Source organism: Roseateles cavernae (genome assembly GCF_040187885.1).
Classification (GTDB): domain Bacteria; phylum Pseudomonadota; class Gammaproteobacteria; order Burkholderiales; family Burkholderiaceae_C; genus Roseateles_E; species Roseateles_E cavernae.
The window spans coordinates 658110-680684 of the sequence record NZ_JBDPLH010000002.1; the positions used below are offsets into that span (position 1 = coordinate 658110).

23 protein-coding genes and 1 riboswitch are annotated in these 22575 nt (G+C 68.1%); of the genes, 7 read left to right on the plus strand and 16 right to left on the minus strand.

What is annotated here, in order from left to right; translation table 11 throughout:
- Positions 1-31: 31 nt before the first annotated feature.
- The 11 genes from ABGI63_RS09955 to ybiB form a co-directional block, all read right to left on the minus strand.
- Entirely contained in the window at positions 32-2170 is a 2139-nt protein-coding gene (locus ABGI63_RS09955; protein WP_349742269.1) for a TonB-dependent siderophore receptor, read from the minus strand.
- 73 nt (positions 2171-2243) lie between these two features.
- A riboswitch (TPP riboswitch) is annotated at positions 2244-2345 on the minus strand.
- Positions 2346-2394: 49 nt separating this feature from the next.
- Positions 2395-3468 (minus strand): NAD(P)/FAD-dependent oxidoreductase, encoded by a 1074-nt coding sequence (locus ABGI63_RS09960; RefSeq protein WP_349742270.1) that lies wholly within the window; start codon positions 3466-3468, stop codon positions 2395-2397.
- A 26-nt stretch (positions 3469-3494) separates the two neighbouring features.
- Positions 3495-3818, minus strand: coding sequence for a ferredoxin FdxA (gene fdxA / locus ABGI63_RS09965; protein ID WP_137940938.1), 324 nt, complete (start codon positions 3816-3818; stop codon positions 3495-3497).
- A 72-nt stretch (positions 3819-3890) separates the two neighbouring features.
- Positions 3891-4655 (minus strand): uroporphyrinogen-III C-methyltransferase, encoded by a 765-nt coding sequence (cobA, locus tag ABGI63_RS09970; protein ID WP_349742271.1) that lies wholly within the window; start codon positions 4653-4655, stop codon positions 3891-3893.
- Positions 4656-4657: 2 nt separating this feature from the next.
- Entirely contained in the window at positions 4658-5956 is a 1299-nt protein-coding gene (locus tag ABGI63_RS09975; RefSeq protein ID WP_349742272.1) for a sulfate adenylyltransferase subunit 1, read from the minus strand.
- 2 nt (positions 5957-5958) lie between these two features.
- Entirely contained in the window at positions 5959-6918 is a 960-nt protein-coding gene (cysD, locus tag ABGI63_RS09980; RefSeq protein WP_349742273.1) for a sulfate adenylyltransferase subunit CysD, read from the minus strand.
- Positions 6915-7700, minus strand: coding sequence for a phosphoadenylyl-sulfate reductase (locus tag ABGI63_RS09985; protein WP_349742274.1), 786 nt, complete (start codon positions 7698-7700; stop codon positions 6915-6917). Before ABGI63_RS09985 ends, cysD begins: the two co-directional genes overlap by 4 nt.
- A gap of 2 nt (positions 7701-7702) precedes the next feature.
- Positions 7703-8200 (minus strand): DUF934 domain-containing protein, encoded by a 498-nt coding sequence (locus ABGI63_RS09990; protein WP_349742275.1) that lies wholly within the window; start codon positions 8198-8200, stop codon positions 7703-7705.
- Positions 8201-8211: 11 nt separating this feature from the next.
- Complete coding sequence (locus tag ABGI63_RS09995; RefSeq protein WP_349742276.1) at positions 8212-9909, minus strand: nitrite/sulfite reductase; 1698 nt, start codon at positions 9907-9909, stop codon at positions 8212-8214.
- A gap of 7 nt (positions 9910-9916) precedes the next feature.
- Positions 9917-10687 carry a sulfite exporter TauE/SafE family protein gene (locus tag ABGI63_RS10000; protein WP_137940931.1) on the minus strand — a complete coding sequence of 257 codons (771 nt, stop codon included), beginning with the start codon at positions 10685-10687 and terminating at the stop codon, positions 9917-9919.
- 76 nt (positions 10688-10763) lie between these two features.
- Positions 10764-11717: a DNA-binding protein YbiB gene (gene ybiB / locus ABGI63_RS10005; protein WP_349742277.1), complete on the minus strand. Its 954-nt coding sequence runs from the start codon at positions 11715-11717 to the stop codon at positions 10764-10766.
- A gap of 71 nt (positions 11718-11788) precedes the next feature.
- Between ybiB and ABGI63_RS10010 the strand changes: the two genes are divergently transcribed.
- From ABGI63_RS10010 to ABGI63_RS10020, 3 genes are all read left to right on the plus strand, one after another.
- Positions 11789-12298, plus strand: coding sequence for a DUF1993 domain-containing protein (locus tag ABGI63_RS10010; protein WP_349742278.1), 510 nt, complete (start codon positions 11789-11791; stop codon positions 12296-12298).
- A 48-nt stretch (positions 12299-12346) separates the two neighbouring features.
- The gene (locus ABGI63_RS10015) at positions 12347-12487 is read left to right on the plus strand and encodes a hypothetical protein (RefSeq protein ID WP_171018094.1); all 141 of its coding nucleotides are present in this window, start codon (positions 12347-12349) and stop codon (positions 12485-12487) included.
- 95 nt (positions 12488-12582) lie between these two features.
- Complete coding sequence (locus tag ABGI63_RS10020) at positions 12583-15549, plus strand: HD domain-containing phosphohydrolase (RefSeq protein ID WP_349742279.1); 2967 nt, start codon at positions 12583-12585, stop codon at positions 15547-15549.
- A gap of 10 nt (positions 15550-15559) precedes the next feature.
- On the opposite strand, the gene ABGI63_RS10025 is transcribed toward ABGI63_RS10020, so the two are convergent.
- Entirely contained in the window at positions 15560-16489 is a 930-nt protein-coding gene (locus ABGI63_RS10025; RefSeq protein ID WP_349742280.1) for a DUF4399 domain-containing protein, read from the minus strand.
- Between the two features lie 41 nt (positions 16490-16530).
- Between ABGI63_RS10025 and ABGI63_RS10030 the strand changes: the two genes are divergently transcribed.
- The gene (locus ABGI63_RS10030) at positions 16531-17070 is read left to right on the plus strand and encodes a DUF1993 domain-containing protein (protein WP_349742282.1); all 540 of its coding nucleotides are present in this window, start codon (positions 16531-16533) and stop codon (positions 17068-17070) included.
- On the opposite strand, the gene ABGI63_RS10035 is transcribed toward ABGI63_RS10030, so the two are convergent.
- Positions 17071-17400 (minus strand): cupin domain-containing protein, encoded by a 330-nt coding sequence (locus ABGI63_RS10035; protein ID WP_349742283.1) that lies wholly within the window; start codon positions 17398-17400, stop codon positions 17071-17073.
- Positions 17401-17464: 64 nt separating this feature from the next.
- The gene (locus tag ABGI63_RS10040) at positions 17465-17932 is read right to left on the minus strand and encodes a hypothetical protein (RefSeq protein ID WP_349742284.1); all 468 of its coding nucleotides are present in this window, start codon (positions 17930-17932) and stop codon (positions 17465-17467) included.
- 293 nt (positions 17933-18225) lie between these two features.
- Here ABGI63_RS10040 and ABGI63_RS10045 point away from each other — a divergent pair, with 293 nt between their 5' ends.
- On the plus strand, positions 18226-19158 hold the full coding sequence (locus ABGI63_RS10045; RefSeq protein ID WP_349742285.1) for a patatin-like phospholipase family protein: 933 nt from the start codon (positions 18226-18228) through the stop codon (positions 19156-19158).
- 10 nt (positions 19159-19168) lie between these two features.
- On the opposite strand, the gene ABGI63_RS10050 is transcribed toward ABGI63_RS10045, so the two are convergent.
- Complete coding sequence (locus tag ABGI63_RS10050; RefSeq protein WP_349742286.1) at positions 19169-19897, minus strand: substrate-binding periplasmic protein; 729 nt, start codon at positions 19895-19897, stop codon at positions 19169-19171.
- Between the two features lie 197 nt (positions 19898-20094).
- Here ABGI63_RS10050 and ABGI63_RS10055 point away from each other — a divergent pair, with 197 nt between their 5' ends.
- A complete protein-coding gene (locus tag ABGI63_RS10055; protein ID WP_349742287.1) occupies positions 20095-20730 on the plus strand; it encodes an LON peptidase substrate-binding domain-containing protein in 636 nt (211 codons plus the stop codon).
- Positions 20731-20834: 104 nt separating this feature from the next.
- Here ABGI63_RS10055 and ABGI63_RS10060 read toward each other — a convergent pair whose 3' ends face one another.
- A complete protein-coding gene (locus ABGI63_RS10060) occupies positions 20835-21389 on the minus strand; it encodes a phasin family protein (RefSeq protein WP_137944515.1) in 555 nt (184 codons plus the stop codon).
- Between the two features lie 255 nt (positions 21390-21644).
- On the opposite strand from ABGI63_RS10060, the gene ABGI63_RS10065 reads away from it, so the two are divergent.
- Positions 21645-22571, plus strand: coding sequence for a histone deacetylase family protein (locus tag ABGI63_RS10065; RefSeq protein ID WP_349742288.1), 927 nt, complete (start codon positions 21645-21647; stop codon positions 22569-22571).
- The last annotated feature ends 4 nt before the right edge of the window (positions 22572-22575 follow it).

Sequence of the window (22575 nt, forward strand, 5' to 3'; positions counted from 1 at the left end):
GCCTTGCATTATAGACCGGATTTTTTAGGCTTTACAAGCTGAGTTCCAAACTTGCGCGCCAGGTGCGGGGCGCGAGTGGGTACAAGTACACATGGCCGTATTGGAAGGGGGACTCCTTCCAGGCCCGGCGATTGCTGGCGTTGTCGACGCCGACTCGCCAGATCAGCAGCTGATTGCCCAGGCTGTGCTCGTAGCGCGCCCCCAGATCCAGACGGGTCCAGCTCGGGATGCTGAGGCTGTTGTCGGGCAGCACGGCGCGTGCGCCTTCATACACCAGGCCGGCTTGCAGCTGCAGGCCGGGCAGGCCGAGGCTCTGCCGCGCTTGCAGCTTCAGCGAGCGCTCGGCCACATTGGCGGGCTTCAGGCCGTTGAGACTGGGGTCGGCGCTGCCCTGGCGGCGCGCGCGCAGCTTCATCGCGCTGGCCAGCAGGCCGCCGCCGCGCCATTTCAAGTCGGCTTGCGCCTCGACGCCGCGATGGCGGGCTTCTCCATCGGCGACGCGCGTGCAGCTGTTGTCGTCGTCGCAGGCGCCGACATCGCGCCAGGCCGGGCGCTGGGTGTCGAAGACATTGATGCCCCAATCCACCGTGTTGCTGCCAGCCTTGAAACCGATCTCGAACTGCTCGCTCTTCAGCGCCGGCAGGGCCTGGCCGGCATTGGTGTAGCGGCTGCGGTTGGGCGTGACCTCGGACTCGACGCCTTCACCCCAGCTGGCATAGACCATGTGCTGGCTGGAAAGCGCATAGCTCAGGCCCAGCCAGGGCGTGGTGAAGCTCTGGCTGTAGTGGGTGGGGCGCGAGCCATCGGTGCGCACGCTGTCGCGCGTCAACCGGGTGTGGCGCAGACCCAGCCAGGCCTGCCACTGGGCGCCGAGCTGTATCGTGTCGCGCAGATAGAACTCGCGGCTGCGCTCGTCGCGCCCGGTGTTCTCGTCGGTCAGGCTGGGGTCGGCGCCGACCTGGGTCTTGCCGTCTATCGTGCCGACGCCGACGAGGTTGTAGGCCTGACGTTGGAAGCGGCTCTCGAAGCGGCTCAACAACAGCCCGGTGCTCAGCTCATGGCGCAGGCCGGCGGCGATGAAGCGGCCTGCCAGCGACAAATCCAGCGCATCGCTGTCGCGGCGCTCGTTCTCGCTGCGGAAATCCCATACCGAGAAGCTGCCGTCCTCGGCATAGCGGTCGCAGGGTGCGCAGGCGTAAGTCAGCGGGTCGTATTTGCCCGAGGCATAGGCCAGCCGGTCATCGGTCTTCAGCCGCTGCAGCCCCAGATGGGCTTGCGCCTTCCAGTCCGCGTTCAGGCGCTGCTGCAGGCGCAGCGACGCATGGTGGTTGTCGAACACCACCGGCTGGCTCCAGGCCTGGTTGTTCAGATTGATGCGCGGGTCTATCGATTTCGCATCGGGCAGGCGCTCGCCGAGCAGGCTGAAGCCCGCCTGGCTGGGCTGGCTCTGCCGGTTCCATTCGAACTCGGCCTCCAGCAGCGTGTCGGGTGCCAGACGCCAGTCGCCGGCCAGCGCAACAGCCCGGCGCTCGCCCTTGGCGTCGCGCAATTGCGGACGCAGTTCGGCGGCGCTGGCATTGAGGCGCAGGCCGAAGACCTGAGCCTCGCCGAAGCGGCGGCTCAGGTCGACACCGGCCTCGACCGTGCCGCGCTCGCTGACGCTCAGCAGCAGGCTGCTCAGCGGCGCGGCGGTGGGCCGCTTGACGACCAGGTTCACCAGCCCGCCCGGCGCACTGGTGCCGGCCTGGATGCCCGAGCTGCCCTTGAGCACCTCGATGCTGCTTTTATTGGCCAGGCTGAGCGCGGTTTCGGCATTGATGGGCAGGCCGTCGCGGCGGTAGTTGAAGCGGTTGTCGAGGTCGAAGCCGCGGATCTTCAGATAAGAGACATAGCCCTGCGAGTTGTAGGCGTCGCCGATGCTGGCATCGAGTGCGGTGATGCCGGCCAGCGAGCTCAGGCCCAGGTCCAGCAGGCGCTCGCTGCCCAGCAAGGTGGCCTGGATCGGCAGCTTGGCGATGGGTGTGTCGCCAAAGCCGCCGATGCTGACGGGTGTGTCGGCCGAGCGGCCGCTGACCGAGACGGCGGGCAGGGCCTCGGACGCTTGTTGGGCATGGGCCAGCGTGCTGCACAGCAGCGCGGTGGCCAGGAGGGTCAGGTGTTGATGTGCCATCGGGACTGCAAGCGATGGCAGGTCGGCGTCACAGGAACGCACACGTCGGCAGGAGAAAGGAATGGTGGTCGACGGCGGCTCTTGCTTGCTTCCCTGCGCGAGGATTACCTCAATCAGGTTCAAAGGGACTTTCTCAGTCGGCTCATCTGGTGAGCCAACACCCCTAGCGAAGAGCTCCACAGCAAAGCCGTGGAGCGTGGCCGGATTGTAGCGGCGCCGCGTTCTCAGTCGAACACGGGGGATTCGACCCCCAGCACTTTGTGCAGCTTCGGGCTGGTGGTCGTGTACTGCAGATGGATGCGCTTGTCGGGGAAGACATAGGGCGCGGCTCCGAAGGCGGCCAGCGCGGCCTCGTGGAAGCCGGACAGGATCAGCTTCTTCTTGCCCGGATAGGTGTTGACGTCGCCCACCGCGAAGATGCCCGGCACGCTGGTCTCGAACTTCTCGGTGTCGACGACGATCTGCTTGCGCTCCAGCGCCAGGCCCCATTCGGCGATCGGGCCCAGCTTCGGGCTCAGGCCGAAGAAGGCCAGCACCTGGTCGCAGGGCACGATGCGGGTGACGCCGTCGGCGCCGGTGACCCGGGCGCCGGTCAGCGCGCCGCCTTCCTCGACCAGGCCGCTGACCTGGCCGACCAGGAACTGCATCTCCTGCGCCTCGCACAGCGCGCGCATCTTGGCCACGCTGGCCGGCGCGGCCTTGAAGCCGTCGCGCCGGTGCAAGAGGATCACGCTCTCCGCCTTGTGCGGGTTGCCGTCGGCATTGCCGGCGCAGAAGTTCAGCGCCCAGTCCAGCGCCGAATCACCGCCGCCGACCACCAGCAGGTGCTTGCCGGCAAACTGCTCCGGGCCGCGCACGCGGTAATGCAGCTGCGAGCCCTCGAAGGCCTCGGCGCCCTCGACCTTCAGGCTGCGCGGCTGGAAACTGCCAACGCCGCCGGCGATGAAGAGGGTCTTGCTCAGGAACTGCGTGCCCTTGGCGGTCGCGACGAAGAAGCGACCGTCCTCCTGCTTCTGCACCACCGTGACCTCCTGGCCCAGATGGAAGCTCGCGCCGAAGGGTTCGATCTGCTTGAGCAGGCTGTCGGTCAGCTCCTTGCCGGTGCACACGGGCACGGCCGGGATGTCATAGATCGGCTTGTCGGGATAGAGCTCGATGCATTGCCCGCCGGGATAGGCCAGCGAGTCGATGATGTGGGCCTTGATCTCCAGCAAGCCCAGCTCAAAGACCTGGAACAGGCCTACCGGGCCGGCACCGACGATGACGGCATCGGTCTCGATCACGGGCAGCGCTGTCATCACGGCGGCGTGCGGGCTCAACGGGCTCAGCGGATCAGCTCGGACAGCTTGTCCGTGCGATCTTTCCAGTCATCCGCATCGGGCAGGGCCGGCTTGCGCTTGGTGATGCTGGGCCAGTTCTTGGCCAGATCGGCGTTGATCTTGATCATGTGCTGCTGATTGCCCGGCACATCCTCCTCCGGCAGGATGGCATTGACCGGGCACTCCGGGATGCACACGGCGCAGTCGATGCACTCATCGGGGTCGATGGTCAGGAAGTTCGGGCCTTCGCGGAAGCAATCGACGGGGCAGACATCCACGCAATCGGTGTATTTGCAGCGGATGCAGGCTTCGGTAACGACGTGTGTCATGGGAAAACTCGGGTTTTTGAGGGCCAGGTGCCGGTCGGGCCTGGACGGCCCGGCGGTGGCAAGAGGCAGATTTTAATCACTGAGGGTCTTGGCCCGGCTTTGTGGCCGCTCAAGCTCAGGGGCTTTGGGCACGGTTTTCACCACCACCCGGGCGCCGGCGCCCACAGTGACGACGGTCGGCCGGCCCTTGTGCAGCAAGGCGGCGGCCGCAAGACCTGACACCGGGTGCTCGCTGGCCAGCGCGTCGACGCAGCCGGCGCGCGAGACCACGCTGCACAGCGTGTCGGCCGGCCAGCCGGCCTCGACCAGCTTGCGCGACAGCGCGGCGAGCTGGCGCCCGGCCATATAGAAGACCTCGGTGTCGGCCGAGCGGAGCGCGCGCAGATCGCCCTCCTGCGTCATCGCGGTCGTCAGGCTGACGCTGCGGCCCTGGCCGCGCCGGGTCAGCGGGCGCCGGGTGTGGGCGGCGGCGGCCAGCGCGGCGGTGACGCCCGGCACGACCTCGCAGGCGATGCCGGCCTGGTCAAGCGCCAGCAGCTCCTCTTCGAGCCGGCCGAAGATGCTGGCATCGCCGCCCTTGAGCCGCACGACCACGGCATGGCTGAGCGCCTGCCTGACCAGCAGGGCGTTGATGGCCGTCTGCGCGGTGCTGTTGGTGAAGCCGCGCTTGCCCACGTCCAGCCAGCGCGCCTGCGGTGCCAGTTCGCGCAGCGCCGGGTCGGTCAGGGCGTCGAACAGCACGACATCGGCGGTCGCCAGCGCCCGTGCGCCGCGCAGCGTGATCAGATCGGCCGCGCCCGGGCCGGCGCTGACGAAGATGACCTTGCCGGCAGCCATGATCAGCGTACCAAGAGCGCGCCGCTGGTGCGGTTGCTCGTCGGGTCGACGACGATCAGCGCACCGCCGACGCGGTTGCTGGCATAGGGCTCGACCGGCAGGGCCTGCTGCACCTCGATGCGCACATGGCCGATCTCGTTGACCGCCAGCTCATGAGCCTCGGTCTCGGCCAGGCTGTTGACGTCGAGCTTGTGCTCGATCACGCTGATGCGGGCCTGGACCCAGCGATTGCCGTGGCGCACCCAGTACTTGCGGCCGATCTGCGCGGGCTCGGTGTCCAGCCAGGCCAAGGTCGCTGCGAAGCTCTGCACGGGTTTGGCCGAACCCGGCGTGACGATCCAGTCGCCGCGGCTGACGTCCAGCTGGCGGTCCAGCACGACGCCGGCCGACTCGCCGGCCACGCTGTGGGCGACGGTCTCGCCGGCGCGGCGCACCTCGGCGACGACCGCCGTCTCGCCGCTGGGCAGGATCTGCACCGTGTCGCCGGCCTGGACCTGGCCGTGAGCGATGCGGCCCCACAGCGTGCGCGGCTGGTTGCCGGTGCCTTCACCCTCGCGGGCGACGTATTGCACCGGGATCAAGAGCTGACCCTCGACCTTCTCCTGCGCGGCCGGCAGGCCTTCGAGCACCTGCAGCAGCGAGGGGCCGTCATACCAGGCGGCGTCCAGCGGCTGGGTCACGTTGTCGCCGCGCAGCGCCGAGACCGGCACGATGGCGGTGACTTCGATGCCGGCCTGTGCAGCAAAAGCCCGCAAGGCCTTGCTGACGGCGGCGAAGGCGGCACCCGGATCTTCGGCCGCGTCGATCTTGTTGATCGCGAACACGATGCTCGGCACGCGCAAGAGATGGGCCAGCAGGCTGTGGCGGCGGGTCTGGGGCAGCAGCTGCACCTGGTCCTGGCTCACATCGAGCTTGGTGATGTCGACCAGCACGACGGCGGCGTCCGAGCCGGCGGCGGCTGTGACCATATTGCGGGTGTACTGCTCATGACCGGGCGCGTCGGCAATGATGAACTTGCGCGTCTTGGTCGCGAAATAGCGGTAGGCCACATCGATCGTGATGCCTTGCTCGCGCTCGGCTTCCAGGCCGTCGGTCAACAAGCTCAAATCGATGGGCTGGCCGGCGGCGCGTTTTTCCAAGGTGTCGAGCTGGTCGGCCAGGATGGCGCGGCTGTCGAACAGCAGGCGGCCGATCAGCGTGCTCTTGCCGTCGTCGACGCTGCCGGCGGTCAGGAAGCGCAGCGCGCGGTGGTGGGTATCGACCTCAGCGTCGTGGACGAGAGTGTTCAGTCGTGCGCTCATGATCAGAAATACCCTTCCTTCTTGCGGCGCTCCATCGAGGCCTCGGATGTGCGATCGTCCATGCGGGTCGCACCGCGCTCGCTGACCGTGACGGTCAGGGTCTCGGCCACGATGTCGGTGGCGCTGGCGGCATCACTCTCGACCGGGCAGGTGCAGGTCATGTCGCCGACGGTGCGGAAACGCACGGTGGCGGTCTCGACCTGTTCGCCGGCCTCGGGCGGCGTCACCTCGGTCAGCGGCACCAAGAGGCCCTTGCGGCGTATCACCTGGCGCTGGTGCGCGTAGTACAGGCCCGGCAGCGGGATGTTCTCGCGCGCCAGGTAGAGCCACACATCCAGCTCGGTCCAGTTGCTGATCGGGAAGGCGCGGAAATGCTCGCCCGGACGGATGCGGGTGTTGAACAGGCTCCACAGCTCGGGGCGCTGTTCCTTGGGCTGCCATTGGCCGAAGCTGTCGCGGTGGCTGAAGATGCGCTCCTTGGCGCGGGCCTTTTCCTCGTCGCGGCGGGCGCCGCCGATCAGCACGTCGAAGCGGTTGTCCTCGATCGCTTCCAGCAGGGTCACGGTCTGGTGGCCGTTGCGCGACTCCAGCGGATGGGCCAGGCGCACCGTGCCTTTTTTGATCGACTCGTCCATGTGCGCGACGATCAGGCGCTCGCCCATCTCGGCAGCGCGGCGGTCGCGGAACTCAATCACCTCGGGGAAGTTGTGGCCGGTGTCCACATGAACCAGCGGGAAAGGCAGCTTGCCCTTGAACTCGTTGCCGGCCACGCGTTGCTTGAAGGCCTTCTCGGCCAGGCGCAGCACGACGCAGGAGTCCTTGCCGCCCGAGAACAGCAGGGCGGGGCGCTCGAAGGCGGCCGCCACCTCGCGCAGGATGAAGATGGCTTCTTCTTCCAGATGGTCGAGGTGGCGCTGGTCCACCGTGGCGGCCAGCTGTTGCAGAGTGATCGGGGCATTCATGCCTGGGCTCCTGACTTCAGTTCTTCATTGCTATGGGCTTTGTGCAAGCCGCACTCTTTGGCGTTCTCGTCCTCCCACCACCAGCGACCCGAGCGGAAGTCCTCTCCGACCGAGATCGCGCGGGTGCAGGGGGCGCAGCCGATGCTGGGCATGAACTGGTCATGCAGGGCGTTGAAGGGCACATCGTGGGTGGCGATGTATTGCCACACGTCCGCCCAGCTCCACTCGGCCAGCACATTGAGCTTGGTGCGGCCCTGGCCATCCGGCTCGGAGAAAGGCACCTCGGCGCGGTTGCTGCTCTGCTCGCGGCGCAGGCCGGTGATCCAGGCCGTGCGGCCGGCCAGCATGCGACCCAGCGGCTCCAGCTTGCGCAGGCCGCAGCAGGCCTTGCGCAGCGCCAGGCTCTCGTACATCGCGCGCTCGCCATTCGTTCTGACGAAATGGATCACCGCCTCCTGCACCGGGCTGAAGACCTCGACCTTCCGTGCATAGCGGTCCTCGATGGCCGGGATCAGCGCCAGGGTCTCATCGTGCAGCTGGCCGGTGTTCAGCGTCGCGATACAGATCGGCAGCGCATGGCGGGCGATCAGGTCGGTGATCACCATGTCCTCGGCGCCCAGGCTGGTCGACTGGATCAGGCCGTCGCCGTAGTCGGCATGGGCCTGCTTCAGCAATGCGACCGTCCTGGCCAGGCGTTCCTCGAAGCCTGCCGTCTCGCGGGCATAGAGGGCAATGGCCGAGGCACTGGCCGCCGGGAACAGGGAAGAGACTTCGCCGCTCATGATCAGGTCCTGGCGAAGGCCGGCTTGGTGACGGCCTGGCCTTCTTGCAGGGCGCCCTGGTAGTGGGCCGGGAAGAAGCTCAGCGCGCGCTTGGCGGCCTCGACGCTCTCGCCGGCACGCAGCTGCACCGCATCAAAACCGGTGCGTGCCAGCAACGGCAGCATATCGACCAGCACCTCGCCGCAGGCGCGCACTTCGCCGGCGTAGCGGTAGCGCGAGCGCAGCAGATGGGCCTGGCTGTAGGCGCGGCCGTCCACCCACTTCGGGAACTTCAAGACGATCATTGCCAGGCGCGGCAGGTCGCCGGCCAGGTCCTCGATCGCATGGTCATTGGGCACTTCGACGGCGGTCGCCAGGCCGGCCGGCCAGTGATCGCGCACGGCATGCCATTGCTCCAGCGTCAGCAGCAGATGGGGCGCCGGATCGGGATCGGGCTTGGGGCCGTCCTCGCCGACGACGCGGTGCCAGGGCTCCTGGGGGTGGTGGTCAACAAACTTCATGGTCATCGTTCTCAGTGAGCGGCGGCGGTCAGCGTGCGCTGGGCGTTGGCAGGGGCCTTGAAGGGCTCGATGCCGACACGGCGCACCGTGTCGATGAAGCGCTCGCCGGCCTGGCGCTGCGCGCGATAGGTCTGCACGACGGACTCGATCACATCGGGCACCTCGTCGGCCGCGAAAGAAGGGCCGATCACCTTGCCCACCTGGGCGCCACCGGAGATGGTCGAGCCGTCGGAGCCGGCCAGGGTGATCTGATACCACTCGCTGCCGTCCTTGTCGACGCCGAGGATGCCGATATGGCCGCTGTGGTGGTGGCCGCAGCTGTTGATGCAGCCGCTGATGTGCAGGTCGATGTCGCCGATGTCGTAGAGCTCGTCCAGATCCTGGAAACGCTCGGTGATGGCCTCGGCCACCGGGATGGAGCGGGCATTGGCCAGCGCGCAGAAATCGCCGCCGGGGCAGGCGATCATGTCGGTCAGCAGGCCGATATTGGGCGTCGCGAAGCCATTGGCCTTGGCGGCCTCGAACAGCGCCGGCAGCTCGCTCTCCAGCACCCAGGGCAGCAGCAGGTTCTGGTCATGGGTCACGCGCAGCTCGCCGTGGCTGAACCGGTCGGCCAGATCGGCCGCGGCCTCCATCTGGGCATCGGTCGCGTCGCCCGGCGGGATGCCCAGGCGCTTCAGCGACAGGGTCACGCCGCGATAGCCGGCGAGCTTGTGGGCGTGGACGTTGCGTTCCAGCCAGCGCTGGTAGGCGCTCTTGGCCGGCACACCCTGGAAGATGTCGATGGCGGGCAGGGCGGCGACGCCGGCCGGCACGACGAAACTGGCCGCGACACGGTCCAGCTCGGCCTGCGGAATGATGTGCTCGCGGCCGCCCTCGTCCAGCGCCAGGATCTCCTGGAACTCCTTGTTGACCGCGTCGAAGAAAGCCTGACCCTCGGCCTTGACCAGGATCTTGATGCGGGCCTTGTACATATTGTCGCGGCGCCCGTAGCGGTTGTAGACCCGCACGATCGCCTCGATATAGACCAGGATCTGCTGCCAGGGCAGGAACTCGTTGATGACCTGGCCGACGATGGGCGTGCGGCCCATGCCGCCGCCGACCAGCACCTGGAAGCCGACCTCGCCGGCCTCGTTCTTCTTCAGCTGCAGGCCGATGTCGTGCCAGGCGATCGCGGCGCGGTCTTCCAGAGCGCCCGAGATGGCGATCTTGAACTTGCGCGGCAGGAAGGCGAACTCGGGATGAAGGGTGCTCCACTGGCGCAGCACCTCGGCATAGGGGCGCGGGTCGACGATCTCGTCGGCCGCGACGCCGGCCATGCCGTCGCTGGTGATATTGCGGATGCAGTTGCCGCTGGTCTGGATGCCGTGCATGTCCACATCGGCCAGCAGGTCCATCACATCGGCCGACTGGACCAGCGGGATCCAGTTGTACTGCAGGTTCTGGCGCGTCGTGAAATGGCCGTAGCCGCGGTCATGCGTGCGCGCGATATGGGCCAGCTGGCGCAGCTGCTGGGCGGACAGCACGCCATAGGGCACGGCCACGCGCAGCATCGGCGCATGGCGCTGCACATACCAGCCGTTCTGCAGGCGCAGCGGGCGGAACTCGTCGTCGGACAGGCTGCCGGCGAGGTTGCGCTCCAGCTGGTCGCGGAACTGCGCGGCGCGGGCGCGGACGAACTGGCGGTCGAAGTCGGTATAGGCGTACATAGCGAGATCAGTGAATGACTTTCCAGCCCGCCATCAGGAGCGAGCCGCACAGCAGGGTGCGGACGACGCCGTCGGGCAGGCGGCGGGTCAGCTGGGCGCCCAGCCAGATGCCGGGCATCGAGCCTATCAACAGCGGCACCAGCAGCGCCCAGTTGACATGACCCAGGGTGGCGTGGCCGATGCCGGCCACGAGGGTGAGAGGGACGGCGTGCGCGATATCGCTGCCGACGATGTAGCGCGCCTCCAGGCGCGGGTAGATCAGCAGGATCAGGGTCGCGCCGATGGCGCCGGCACCGATCGAGGACAGCGAGACCAGCACGCCCAGGATCACGCCCGAGATCACAGTCAGCGCCGGCTTGCGCGATGCGGGGATGACACGCTCCAGCCGCAGGCCCAGGGCCTGCCAGGACTTCTTGAAGGCCACGACCACGGCGGTCAGCAGCAGCGCGATGCCCAGCGAGAAGGTCAGCGCCTCGGCCCAGCCCTTGGTGACGCCGGTGCTGTGCATCAGGGCGACGGTGGCGATGGAGGCCGGGATCGAGCCGGCCAGCAGCAGCGCGGTGATGCCCCATTTGACATGGCCGTGGCGCGCATGGGCCACCGAACCGCTGACCTTGGTCAGCCCGGCAAACCACAGATCGGTGCCTATGGCCACGGCCGGGTTCAGCTTGAAGACCGAGAGCAGCAGCGGCGTCATCAGCGAGCCGCCGCCGACGCCGGTGATCCCTACGATGACGCCGACGCCAAAACCGCTCGCAATTGCTATCCAGTCGAACAAATCCGCTCCCAGGCAGTCTAGGTGGCGGACTGTATGGAAGCTTTATATATATAGGAACTACAAATTCGTAGATTGCTTATTCGTGAATAAGCATATGAGCCGATGTGGAAAGCCGGATCAGGGCCTGCACCTGCTCGGCAATGCGCGGCGGCAGCGGCGCGCGGCCGTCCAGCATGGCCTGGACCCGTGCGGCATTGGCGGCCGCCTCGCAGTCGGGCGACAAGGGCCAGTCGATGTCCGCGGTGTCGGCCGGGTGCAGATCGAAGCGGCGGCCCTCGGCAAAGCCGTAGAGCTGGGCGCGCCGGCGCAGATGGGCATAGGCCTCGCCTTCGCTGGCCCGCATCAGCAGGGCCCGGCCATCCCCAAGGCTCAGCGGCAGCAGGGCCTGGCCCATGCTGTCCAGATACTCGGGGTGGGTCACCGCGACGACCCGCACGCTGCGGCCCGGCGCGGCATCCAGCAGCTTGGCCACGCTGTGGCCGCTGTTGCGCAGGCCCAGGCGCGGGCGCAGCGCCATCAGGGCATCGAGCCCGGGGTTCAGCGCGGCCAGCGGCAGGCAGGCCAGGCGGCGCTCGCTCAGCTGGGTGTTGGCCTCGGCGAGGCTGCTGGCCCGTGGCAGGCCCAGCGCGTCCAGCAGCGCGAATGGGCTCTCGCGGCTGTCGAAATCATGCCGGCCGAAGATCAGCACCGGCACGCCCTCGCGCGCCAGCAGCAGGGCCACCAAGGGCATCAGATTGGCCTGCTTGCGCGCGCCGTTGAAGGTCGGCAGCAGCACGCAGCGCGGCCCGGCCGGCACTTCGACGCGGGCGGTGCGCGCCTGCATCGCTCGCACGAAGCCGGCCAGCTCGGCCTGGCTTTCGCCCTTGATGCGCATCGCGATCAGGATGGCGCCGAGCTCCATCTCGGGCACCTGGCCATCGAGGATGGCGCCGAACAGCGCCTCGGCCTGGGCCTCGTCGAGGTCGCGTGCGCCGCGCGCCCCGCGGCCGATTTCCTTGATGATGGGGGCGAGCTGCAGAGGCAATGACATGCCCACAGTTTAGAGGGCTGCCTTGCAGAGCCTCCTATGATCGCGACTTTGTCATCGAGTGAGTCCACGCCATGTCAGCCCTGATCTACGAAGCTTCCGCCCCCATCTTCAAACAAATGCTGGGCGGACTGGCCGATGTGCTGGCCAAGGCCGAGGCCCATGCTGCGGCCCGCGCTATCGAGCCGGCGGCCCTGCTGCAGGCTCGGCTGTTCCCCGATATGTTCGCGCTGACCCGGCAGGTGCAGATCGCCTGTGACTTCGCGGCCGGCGTCTGCGCGCGCCTGGCCGGCGTCGAGGTGCCCAGCTACGAGGCCAGCGAGCAGAGCTTTGCCGAGCTGCAGGCCCGCATTGCCAAGACCCTGGACTTCATCGGCGGCGTGTCGCCGGGTCAGTTCGCCGAGGCGGCCGGCCGCGAGATCGTGCTGCGCCCGGGCACGCCCAAGGAGCGCCGCTTCACGGGCCAGCACTATCTGCTGCACTACGGCCTGCCGCAGTTCTTCTTCCATGTCACGACGGCCTACGACATCCTGCGCCACAACGGGGTCGAGGTCGGCAAGAAGGACTATATGGGCGCGTACTGAAGCAGGTCCGTACACTGAACCCATCCATCACAGAACAAGGAGCGCCCCATGGCCAAAGGTCAGCAGAAAAGCAATAAGGAAAGCAAGAAGCCGAAGAAGGACAGCTCGCCGCCCAAGCCGATCTCGGCCGGCGCGGTGATGCCCAGCATCACCACCGTGGTGCCCGATCGCAGCAAGAAAAAGAAGTAGGCCGCGAGGCTTGTGGCGCGCAGGCCGCGGCCTGCAAGAGTTAGCAGCTTGACCGCTGCTGGTGGCTTCGGCCTGATCGGGCGCAGGAGGAGTTCATGAAGCTTTTGTCCCCGCAGCCGCGCTCGATCTATCTGACCCTGTCGATCATCATGATCGGCATGGTGCTGCTGCTCTACGCGGCCCTGGCCAGCTATCAGCTGCGCGCCAGCGAACAGCGCATGCTGGCCTTTGCGGCCGACACCTCGGCGCGGGTCGGCCGCGAGACGCTGGCCGTCATCGAAGGCGAGCTGCGGCCCGCTCGCACCACGGCGGCCCTGCTGGCCCGCAGCGGCCTGCTGACGGCGCCCGACCATGCGGGCCGCCTGGCCCAGCTGCCGCTGCTGGCGGCGGCGCTGCAGCAGAACCCCTCGCTGTCCGCCGTCTACGGCGGCACCCCCAATGGCTCTTTCGTGCTGCTGCGCCGCATCGCCGGCGCGGAGCTGCGCGCGCTGCTGCGTGCGCCGGAGCAGGCCGCCTTTGTGCTGCAGTCGGTCAACCGCGACGGCCCCGCCGTCCAGGGCGCCTATCTCTTCTACGACGCCGGGCTGGCCTTGCTGGCGCGGCGCGAGCAGGCCGACTATGACTTCGACCCGCGTCGCCGGCCCTGGTTTGCGCAGGCGCAGAACCCCGACCGCGCCGTGCTGCAGACGCTGCCCTATCTGTTCTTCACGACCCGCGAGGTCGGCCTGACGCTGGCCAGCGCCGGTGCTACCGGTGGCTCAGCTGCCGGCACCCGGCCGGTGGCCGGTGTCGATGTCAGCCTGGCTTCGCTGTCGGCGATGCTGGCGCGTCAGCAGATCACGCCGTCGGCCGAGCTGATGGTGCTCGATGCCCAGGGTGCGGTGCTGGCCTACCCGCGGCCGGAGCGGCTCAGCGTGCGGCCCCAGGACGGTTCGCCCAAGCTGCTGCAGGTCGAGCAGCTGGGTGTACCGGTGCTGACGGCCTTGTGGCAGCGCCTGCATGCCGGTGGCGCGCCGGTCGGCGGGCTGCTGGAGCTGGACGGGCGCGAATGGGTGACCCGCGTCGAGGCGCTGGACCACGGTGCCGGCGCGCCGCTGACCCTGTTGATCGCCGCGCCGCGCGATGAGCTGCAGGCCGACGCGATCCAGGCCCGGCGCCTGTCGATGCTGATCACCGCCGGCATCGTGCTGCTGATGCTGCCCCTGGTGCACTGGTCCGCCAATCTGGTGGCCAAGCCGCTGGAGCAGCTGGCCGGCGAGGCCGAGGCGATCCGGCGCTTCGATTTCAGCGGCCCCGATCCGGCGCGCAGCCGCATCCGCGAGGTCGACCGGCTGGCCATCGCGATGACCGGCATGAAGCAGGCGCTGCGGCGCTTCCTGGAAATCTCCAGCGCGCTGTCGGCCGAGCGCAACTTTGATCGCCTGCTCGAACGCATCCTGACCGAGACCATTTCGGTGGCCGAGGCCACCGGCGGCGCGGTGCACCTGCTGAGCGCCGATGGCCTGCGCCTGGAGCCGGCCGCCGCGCGGGTGTTCGATGCGCCCGGTGACAGCGCGGCGCTGATGTCGTGGTCGCTCGACGATGCCGCCAGCCCCTCGGCCGCCGTGCAGGCGGTGCGGCAGGGGCGCACGGTGTTTGTCGACATCAGCTGGGACAATCCGGCCCATGTGCAGGTCTATGCGGGCCTGTTCCAGCGCCTGAGCAGCTCACGCTTTCGGCTGATGGCCCTGCCGCTGAAGAACCGGCAGGGCGAGACCGTTGGTGCGCTGTCGCTGAGCTTTGTGCCGGGCGAGCACGGCCAGGGTGACACGCTGTCGCCGTCGCGGGTGGCCTTCATCGAGGCGCTGTCCGGCACGGCCGCTGCGGCGCTGGACAACCAGCAGCTGCTGCGCGCCCGCAAGGACCTGCTGGAGAGTTTCATCCAGCTGGTAGCGGGCGCCATCGATGCCAAGAGCCCCTACACCGGCGCGCATTGCCAGCGCGTGCCCGAGCTGACCAAGATGCTGGCGCGGGCCGCCTGCGAGGCCAGCGACGGTCCTTTTGCCGACTTCCGGCTCGATGAGGAACAGTGGGAGGCCCTGCATATCGCTGCCTGGCTGCATGACTGCGGCAAGGTCACGACGCCGGAGTTCGTCGTCGACAAGGCCACCAAGCTGGAGACCCTGCACGACCGCATCCACGAGATCCGCACCCGCTTCGAGGTGCTCAAGCGCGACGCCCAGATCGCGCTGTGCGAACGCGCGCTGACGCCCGAGCAACTGGCCCGTGTGCGGCAAGACCTGGCCCCGGTACACACCCTGCTGGATGCCGAGTTCGCCTTTGTCGCGGCCTGCAACGAGGGCGGCGAGTACCTGTCGCCCGACAAGCAGGCCAGGCTGCGAGAGATCGGCGCGCGCAGCTGGTTGCGCACGCTGGACGACCGGCTGGGTGTCTCCAATGGCGAGCGGCGGCGCCAGTCCGCCACGCCGGCCGCCGCGCTGCCGGTGCAGGAGCGGCTGCTGGCCGACAAGCCCGAGCATGTGCTGCCCCGGCCGGCCGCCGAGCACCTGCCCGAGGTGAACCGCTGGGGCTTCAAGCTCAGGCAGCCCGAGCATCTGTACAACCGCGGCGAGCTCCACAATCTCAGCATCTCGCGCGGCACGCTGACCGAGGAGGAGCGCTACAAGATCAACGACCACATCGTGCAGAGCATCCGCATGCTGGAGGCCTTGCCCTTCCCGCGCCATCTGCGGCGCGTGCCCGAGATCGCCGGTGGCCATCACGAGAAGATGGACGGCAGCGGTTACCCGCGCGGGCTGCGGCGCGAGCAGATGAGCATCGAGGCCCGCATGATGGCGATCGCCGATGTGTTCGAGGCGCTGACCGCCGACGACCGGCCCTATAAAAAGGGCAAGAGCCTGTCGCAGGCGCTGGACATCATGGCCAGGATGCGGCGCGAACAGCATATCGATGCCGAGCTGTTCGAGCTGTTCCTGCGTTCGGGCGTCTATCTGGACTATGCCCGGCGCTTCATGCACCCGGAGCAGATCGACGCGGTCGACCTGGAGGCCGCGCTGGCCTGAGCGCGTCCGCTCAGCGCTCCTGACGACTCACCGTGACGCGCAGCGGCGCGGCCTTCAGCAAGACCTGACCCTCGGCGTCCAGAAAGCGCGCCTCGATCTCGTAGTCGCCCTTGGGCAGGTCCAGCGTGGTTTCGGTGCGGCCGTCGCCGAGCGCCAGGCGCTGCACCGCGCTGCCGCTGCGCAGCACGGTCAGCGCGAAATGGCCGGTGTTGGCGATCTTCTGTCCGGCCGGCGCGACGCCGGGCCCGATCACGCCCAGGCTCAGTACAAAGGGGCTGGCGACCGGCTCCTGGTCGCGCAGGTTCCTGATGTAGACCGCCGGCGTGCTCGGGCGTGGCGCGCTGATCTGGTCCTGATACCAGGCGGCGCAGGTCTCCTCGAAGCGCTGGGGGTCAATGCTCAGCGGCGCGGCCGTGCGGGCTCCGCTGACCTCCACCGTGATCTCGCGGCTGTAGACGAAGTAGGGCCGGTGCTCATGGTCGGCGAACAGCAGGCGCAGCCGGTGCTTGCCCGCAGGCAGGCTGATCTCGGCGCCGGTCTGGCCCTTGCCGAAGTGCTTGTGCGTGTCGGAGAAGGGGATGGCGGCCTGATGGTTGCGCGGCAGCGGCGTGTTGATCAGCAGATGATGGTGGCCGGCGCGGTCGTTCTTGTTGCCGGCCGGGATCACGCCCATGCCGCGGATGCCGAAATCGACCCAGAAGGGCGAGCGCAGCACATAGCCATCGCGCAGATTGCCAAAGCGCACGGCCATCGGCTCGCGCAGATCGACGGCGGTGCGCTCGGCCGTGTGAGACAGCCAGCAGCGCTTGGCCAGTGCGTCGGCAGGCAAGGCCTGGCCCCAGGCGGCATGGGCCAGCGTCCAGGCCAGGGCGGTGATGGCCAGACGGTGAAGGACGGGGCGTTGCGACATGCCGGCAGACGTGGTTGCGATGGCTGTCATTGTGGCCGAGCCTTGGGCTTGGCCGTCCTACACTCTGTCCCATGTGCTCGTCTCCTGATCTCTACGCCGCCGCGGTGCCGGTGCTGGCCCGCTATCTGCGCCGCGCGCAGGCCTGGCTGGACAAGGCGGCTGCGCAGCTCGATGCCGCCGGCGGCAGCGAGGCCGCGCTGCTGCAGACCCGGCTGGCACCCGGCATGTTCAATCTGGCCCAGCAGATCCACACGGCGGCCGGTTTCGCCCAGCGTGCCTGCGCGCCGCTGGCCGGGGTCGAGATGCCGGCTCTGGGGCAGGGCGATGCGGCAAGCCTGGCCGAGCTGCAGGCGCGTCTGGCGCGCGCGCTGGCCTTTGTCGAGAGTCTGGACGCTGCGGCGATGCGCGCCGCGGCCGGTCGGCGTCTGCGGACCCAGGCCGGCGAGGCCTGGCTGGAGCTGGAGTCGGCGGAGTTCCTGCAGCTCTATGCGCTGCCGAACTTCTTCTTCCATCTGGGCATGGCCTATGCGCTGCTGCGTCAGGCCGGCGTGCCGCTGGGCAAACCGGACTTCGACGGCTGGCACCGCTACCCGGAAGGCTTCAGCTTCTAGTCAGTGTTTGAGCACCAGCGTGACCAGCAGGCAGCAGTCCTGCTCGGCCACCAGCGCGTGGGGCTCGCCGGCACTCAGCACGATCAGCTGGCCGGCCGTCAGCGGCGTCGTGATGCCCGGCGTGCGCAGCTGCACCCGCCCGGCCAGGCACTGGATGCTGATCTCGCCGGCCACCTTGTGCTCGGGCAGTTGCTGGCCGGCGTGCAGCACCACATGCATCAGCTGCAGCTGCCCGGTCTTGATCAGGCTGGTGCTGGGGCTGTCGGTGCGCTCATCGGCCAGCGGCTTGAGGTCGATCAATTGACCGTGCTTGGCGTGGGTCAGGGCCATGTCGGACTCCGGCTAGAGCAGGAATGCTCTGATTGTGGCCCCGACCGACCGGACCTCGCGGCGATTATTTGGACGCGACAGCCGGTTCGGTGCCCAGCACGGGTTGGCCGTCTTTCTCGACCGAACGATCGAACACCAGCGACTTGCCGAACACCAGCTGCACCCATGTCGGATAGGTGTAGGCCGTGCCCTTGTTGTGGTCGATGATGGCGCCGATGCCGCCGCCAAACAGGATGTTGCCGGCCAGGCCTGCGTTGGCACGCGAGATGGCGCGAGCCACCGCCTCGGGGTTGTCAGGGTGCTTGCAAGTAATGTCCAAGTCCTTGCTGGAGCGTCGCACCTGGGCTGTGTCACCGGACTTCGCAGTGATGGAGCCGTAGTCGTTCGAGATCTTGCACTCGGCACCCGCGACCGCTTGACCGGAGCTGCTCTTGGTCTCGATCCTCATGGGCTGGGTGGAGTCATTGACGATGGAGGCGCAGCCGGTGAGCGCCAGAGTGCCAGCGAGGATGAGGACGGTCTTCTTTGTCATGAACTGGGTTTCTAGAGTGAGGGAAATTGTTAGCAGCGGTAGGCTAGCGCCCGCCTGCGAATGGCGTGGAAGGGTGTCGACGGGAACGTGGGACGACGTCGCTGCTTAGCGAGCCGGCTGGGCATGCATGGGGAATCCTCCGCTGAATGTTTTTCTTCTCGAGGCTCTGGCGCAATGGTTCGCATGCCGGCCTTGTTGTTACCGAATTTTGCATCTGGGCTGGCTTTCTCGTGCTTGGTGTTTTCCTGGGCAGTCCGGCCCGGTGACATCGGGTGGCCTCCTAGAATCCCCTGATGTCTTTGAATCCCTTGTCGGCTCGCGAGCGCTCACGCCGTCGCCTGGTCATGGCCGCAGCCCTGTCGCTGACGGCGTGCTCCAGCTTTCAATCCTCCCCGCCCCCGGCCCCCGCGCCGATCGACTCGACCCCGCCCGGCCCCAAGCCGCCGCCCAAGCCTCCTCGCATCGGTCTGGCCCTGGGCGGCGGCGCGGCGCGCGGCTTTGCCCATATCGGGGTGATCCAGGTGCTGGAGGAGGCCGGCATCAAGGTGGATCTGGTGGCCGGCACCTCGGCGGGCTCGCTGGTGGCCGCGCTCTACGCCTCCGGCATGAACGGCAAGCAGATGGCCGCGCTGGCCGAGGCGATGGACGAGGGCGCGATCACCGACTGGGCCTTTCCCGGCCGTGGCCTGATACGTGGCGAGGCGCTGGCGCGCTTCATGCGCGAGAAGACCGGCAACAGGACGATCGAGCAGATGGCGATGCCCTTGGGCATCGTCGCCACCGATCTGGCCGACGGCTCGGGCGTGCTGTTTCGCAGCGGCGATACCGGCACGGCGGTGCGCGCTTCCAGCGCGGTGCCGGCGCTGTTCCAGCCGGTCAAGATCGCCGGGCGCGAGTATGTGGACGGGGGGCTGGTGGCGCCGGTGCCGGTGCGCTATGCGCGCCAGATGGGGGCGGACCTGGTGATCGCGGTGGACATCATCTCGCCGCCAGAGGACAAGCCGCTGGGCGATGCGATGCGCATGCTGCTGCAGACCTTTGCCATCATGAGCCGCAGCATCAACAGCTATGAGCTGCGCGAGGCTGATCTGGTGCTGCAGCCCCGGCTCTTGGGCATAGGCAGCGCCGACTTCACCGCGCGCCGGCGCGCCATCCAGGTCGGGCGCGAGGCGGCGCAGGCCCTGCTGCCGCAGCTGCGCCAGCGCATCGAGGCCAAGACCCGCTGAGCCACCCGACTCAGCGCAAGCCCAGCTCGCGCCTGAACTCGGCCTGCATGCGCTGGTAGCTGCCGTTGCGGCGCAGCTCCTGCAGGCCCTGGCCGAACTGCCGCGCCAGCTGCTCGCCCTGCGGATGGGTTTTCGAGAAGGCGATCCAGAAGCCGTCCAGCGAGAGGCGGCCGACGCGCTTGACCTTGCCGTCCAGCTCCGGGCTGGCGCGGATGCGCAGCAGGCCGGGCATGGTGTTGAGCAGGATGTAGTCGACCCGTTTGCTGACCAGCATGCGCAGCAGCAGCTGGTCCGAGGTGGCGGCCTGGCGCTTGATCAAGGGGTCGCGCATGAACTCGGTCGGGTAGGTGTAGCCATTGGTGTAGCCGACGCTGGTGCCGCGCAGATCGGCCAGAGCCAGCTCGGTGGCCGGCGCATCGGCGCGCGCGAAGATGGCCAGCTCCTCCTCGAACATCGCCGGCTCGTGCCAGTGGTAGAGCGGCCGGTTCTCGGCCGTGATGGTGGCGTTGAAGCAGCCGGCCGCCTGGCCGTCGCTGGCGTAGCGCATGCACCGGGCGAAGGGCACGGCCTGCAGGCGCACCGCGACACCCTGGGTCGCGAACGCGGCCTGCACCAGCCGGACCGCGAAGCCCTGCGGCTCGCCGTTCGGCCCCTGTGAGGCATAGGGCGGCCAGTCGTCCTCGACGGCGATCAACGGGTCGGCGCCCAGCGCGGCGCCGCACAGCAGCGACAACAACAAGCCCGAGAGGATCGGGCCAAGCCGGCGAACGGCAAGCAAAGACGGGCACATGGTGGACCTGGGAACGGTTGATTCTTGTTCTCCCCTGTCGACGCCTTCGATGATGCGTCAGCTCGCGCCGGCCTTGGCCGCTCTTTTGTCCCCGGAATGGGTGGCGCCGCACGCGGGCCTGCCCGGCCGGCTATGCTGGCGCCACCATGCAAATTCCGCTGTTTCCCCTGCAGTCCCTGCTGTTCCCGGACGGACGGCTGGGCTTGCGCATCTTCGAGCCGCGCTATCTGGACATGGTCAAGCGCTGCCATGAGCGAGGGGAGCCCTTCGGCGTTGTGGCCCTGATCGACGGCGGCGAGGTACGCCAGCGCGCCAGCGGGTCGGACGACGGCGGTTTTGTGCGCGAACGCTTCCAGGAGATTGGCACGCTGGCCCATATCGGCCTGTTCGAGCGCCCACAGCCCGGGTTGATGCAGATCCTGTGCCGCGGCGGCCAGCGCTTCAGGCTGCACAGCAGCGAGTGCCTGCCGCATGGCTTGTGGATGGGTGAGGCCGAGCTGATCAATGAGGACGGCGCGGTGCCGGTGCCGGCCGACCTGAGGCCGGCGGCGCGCCTGCTGCAGGGCCTGCTGCACCGGCTGGAGCTGGGCGCGGCGGCGGCCGAGCTGCCGATCCAGCCGCCCTATCTATGGAACGACTGCGGCTGGCTGGCCAATCGCTGGTGCGAGCTGCTGCCGCTGCCGGCCGACGAGAAGCAGCGCCTGATGCAGCTGGAGAATCCGCTGCTGCGCCTGGAGCTGGTGGCCGACCAGCTGGAGGGGCTGGGCATCACACCGGACTGACAGCAGGCCGCGCCGGACGTAAAAAAACCCGGTGCAGGCACCGGGTTTGAAGGGCACTTGGCAAGCCGCGCTTGCGATGGGTGCCGAGGAGACAACTGAAGAAATCAGGAAGCGCGCTTGGCGCTGCGGGCCGCCGTTTGCGTGGCCTTGACCGCCGAGTTGGTGACGGTCTGGAAGTTGGCTTCGGCGACGTCAGCGGCTTGCTTGGCGGCCTTCTGGACCGACTCGAAAGCGTTGCTGGCGGCGGCCACGGCCGACTTCACCAGAGCGACGGCGCTCTCGGTGCCGGCGGGGGCGTTCTTGGCGGCGCTGTCGACGACGGCGGCGAACTTCTTCTGCACATCGGCCAGCTGGGCTTCGGCCACCTTGGCGACTTCGGCATTGGTGGCGGCAGCGATGTCATACAGATGACGGCTGTAGGAAGCGGCCTTCTCGGCGCTCGGCTGCAGCAGCGTGGATTGCAGGGCCAGCAGCTCTTGAGCGTCCTTGACCGACAGCGCGGCGGTGGTGGTCTCGGCGGCTTCGCCCAGCGCGGTCTTGGCGACTTGCAAGTTCAGTTCCACCAACTTCTCAACGCCTTCGAAGGCCTTGTTGGTGAGACCGAACAGGGTCTCGACATTGGCTTTGTGGGCGGCGAAAACTTGTTCTGCGGTCAGCATGGATTGGCTCCTAAAGACGGGTTGATGTCAGGTGGATACGAACTTGCATCCGGTGTTGCCGTGTACTTTTGCTGCACCGCAACATGAAACGAAGTATAGGGCGGCGGCGAATGATTGCAAGCGTTATTTGTTGCACTGCAGCAAAGTAGAGGGCTATTCCTAAATCCGCCGTCCGGCACAGCATCGGGCCGGCGCATGACCGGGGCGTGACGCCCGGGCGACGCGGTGAGGCCAAAACCGCTATCGTCGCTGCCGATGCAAGCCTTTCACGCCGACGCCCACAGCCTGGCCCTGCCGCCGGGCCACCGCTTCCCGCAGTCCAAGTACCGGATGCTGCGCGAGCGGCTGGAGCGCGATCCCGGCCCGCTGCGGCTGGTGCCGGCCGAGGCCGCCAGCGAGGGCGAGCTGGCCCTGGTTCACACGCCCGACTATATGGACGCGGTGCTGCTGGGCCGGCTCACGGCCGCCCAGCAGCGCGAGATCGGCTTTCCCTGGTCGCCCACGATGGCCGAGCGCTCGCGCCGCTCGGTGGGCGCCACCATCATGGCCGCGCGCGCCGCACTGACCGAGGGCGTGGCGGCCAATCTGGCCGGCGGCACCCACCATGCCTATGCCGACAAGGGCAGTGGCTATTGCGTGTTCAATGATGTGGCCGTCGCCGCGCGGCTGATGCAGGCCGAATGGCATGGCAGCCAGCGCCGGCTGCTGCGCGTGCTTGTGATCGATCTGGACGTGCACCAGGGCAATGGCACGGCGGCGATCTTCCGAGACGACGAGTCGGTGTTCACCTTCTCGATGCACGGGGCCAAGAACTTCCCGTTCCGCAAGGAGGCCAGCGATCTGGATGTCGAGCTGCCCGATGGCTGCAGCGACCAGCCCTATCTGGCCGCGCTGGACCAGGCCCTGGACCAGGTCTGGCGCCGCTGCACGCCGCAGCTGGCCTTCTATCTGGCCGGCGCCGATCCGCACGAGGGCGACCGCCTGGGCCGGCTCAAGCTGAGCGAGGCCGGCCTGCGCGAGCGCGACCGCCGCGTGCTGCAGCAGCTGCGCGAGCGCGGCATTCCGGTGGCGCTGAGCATGGCCGGTGGTTATGGCCATGACCTGAACACCACGGTGGCCGTGCAGGTGAATACCCTGAGCGAGGCGGCGCACAGCTGGGCGCAGTGGCGCGCCGGCAGATGAAAGA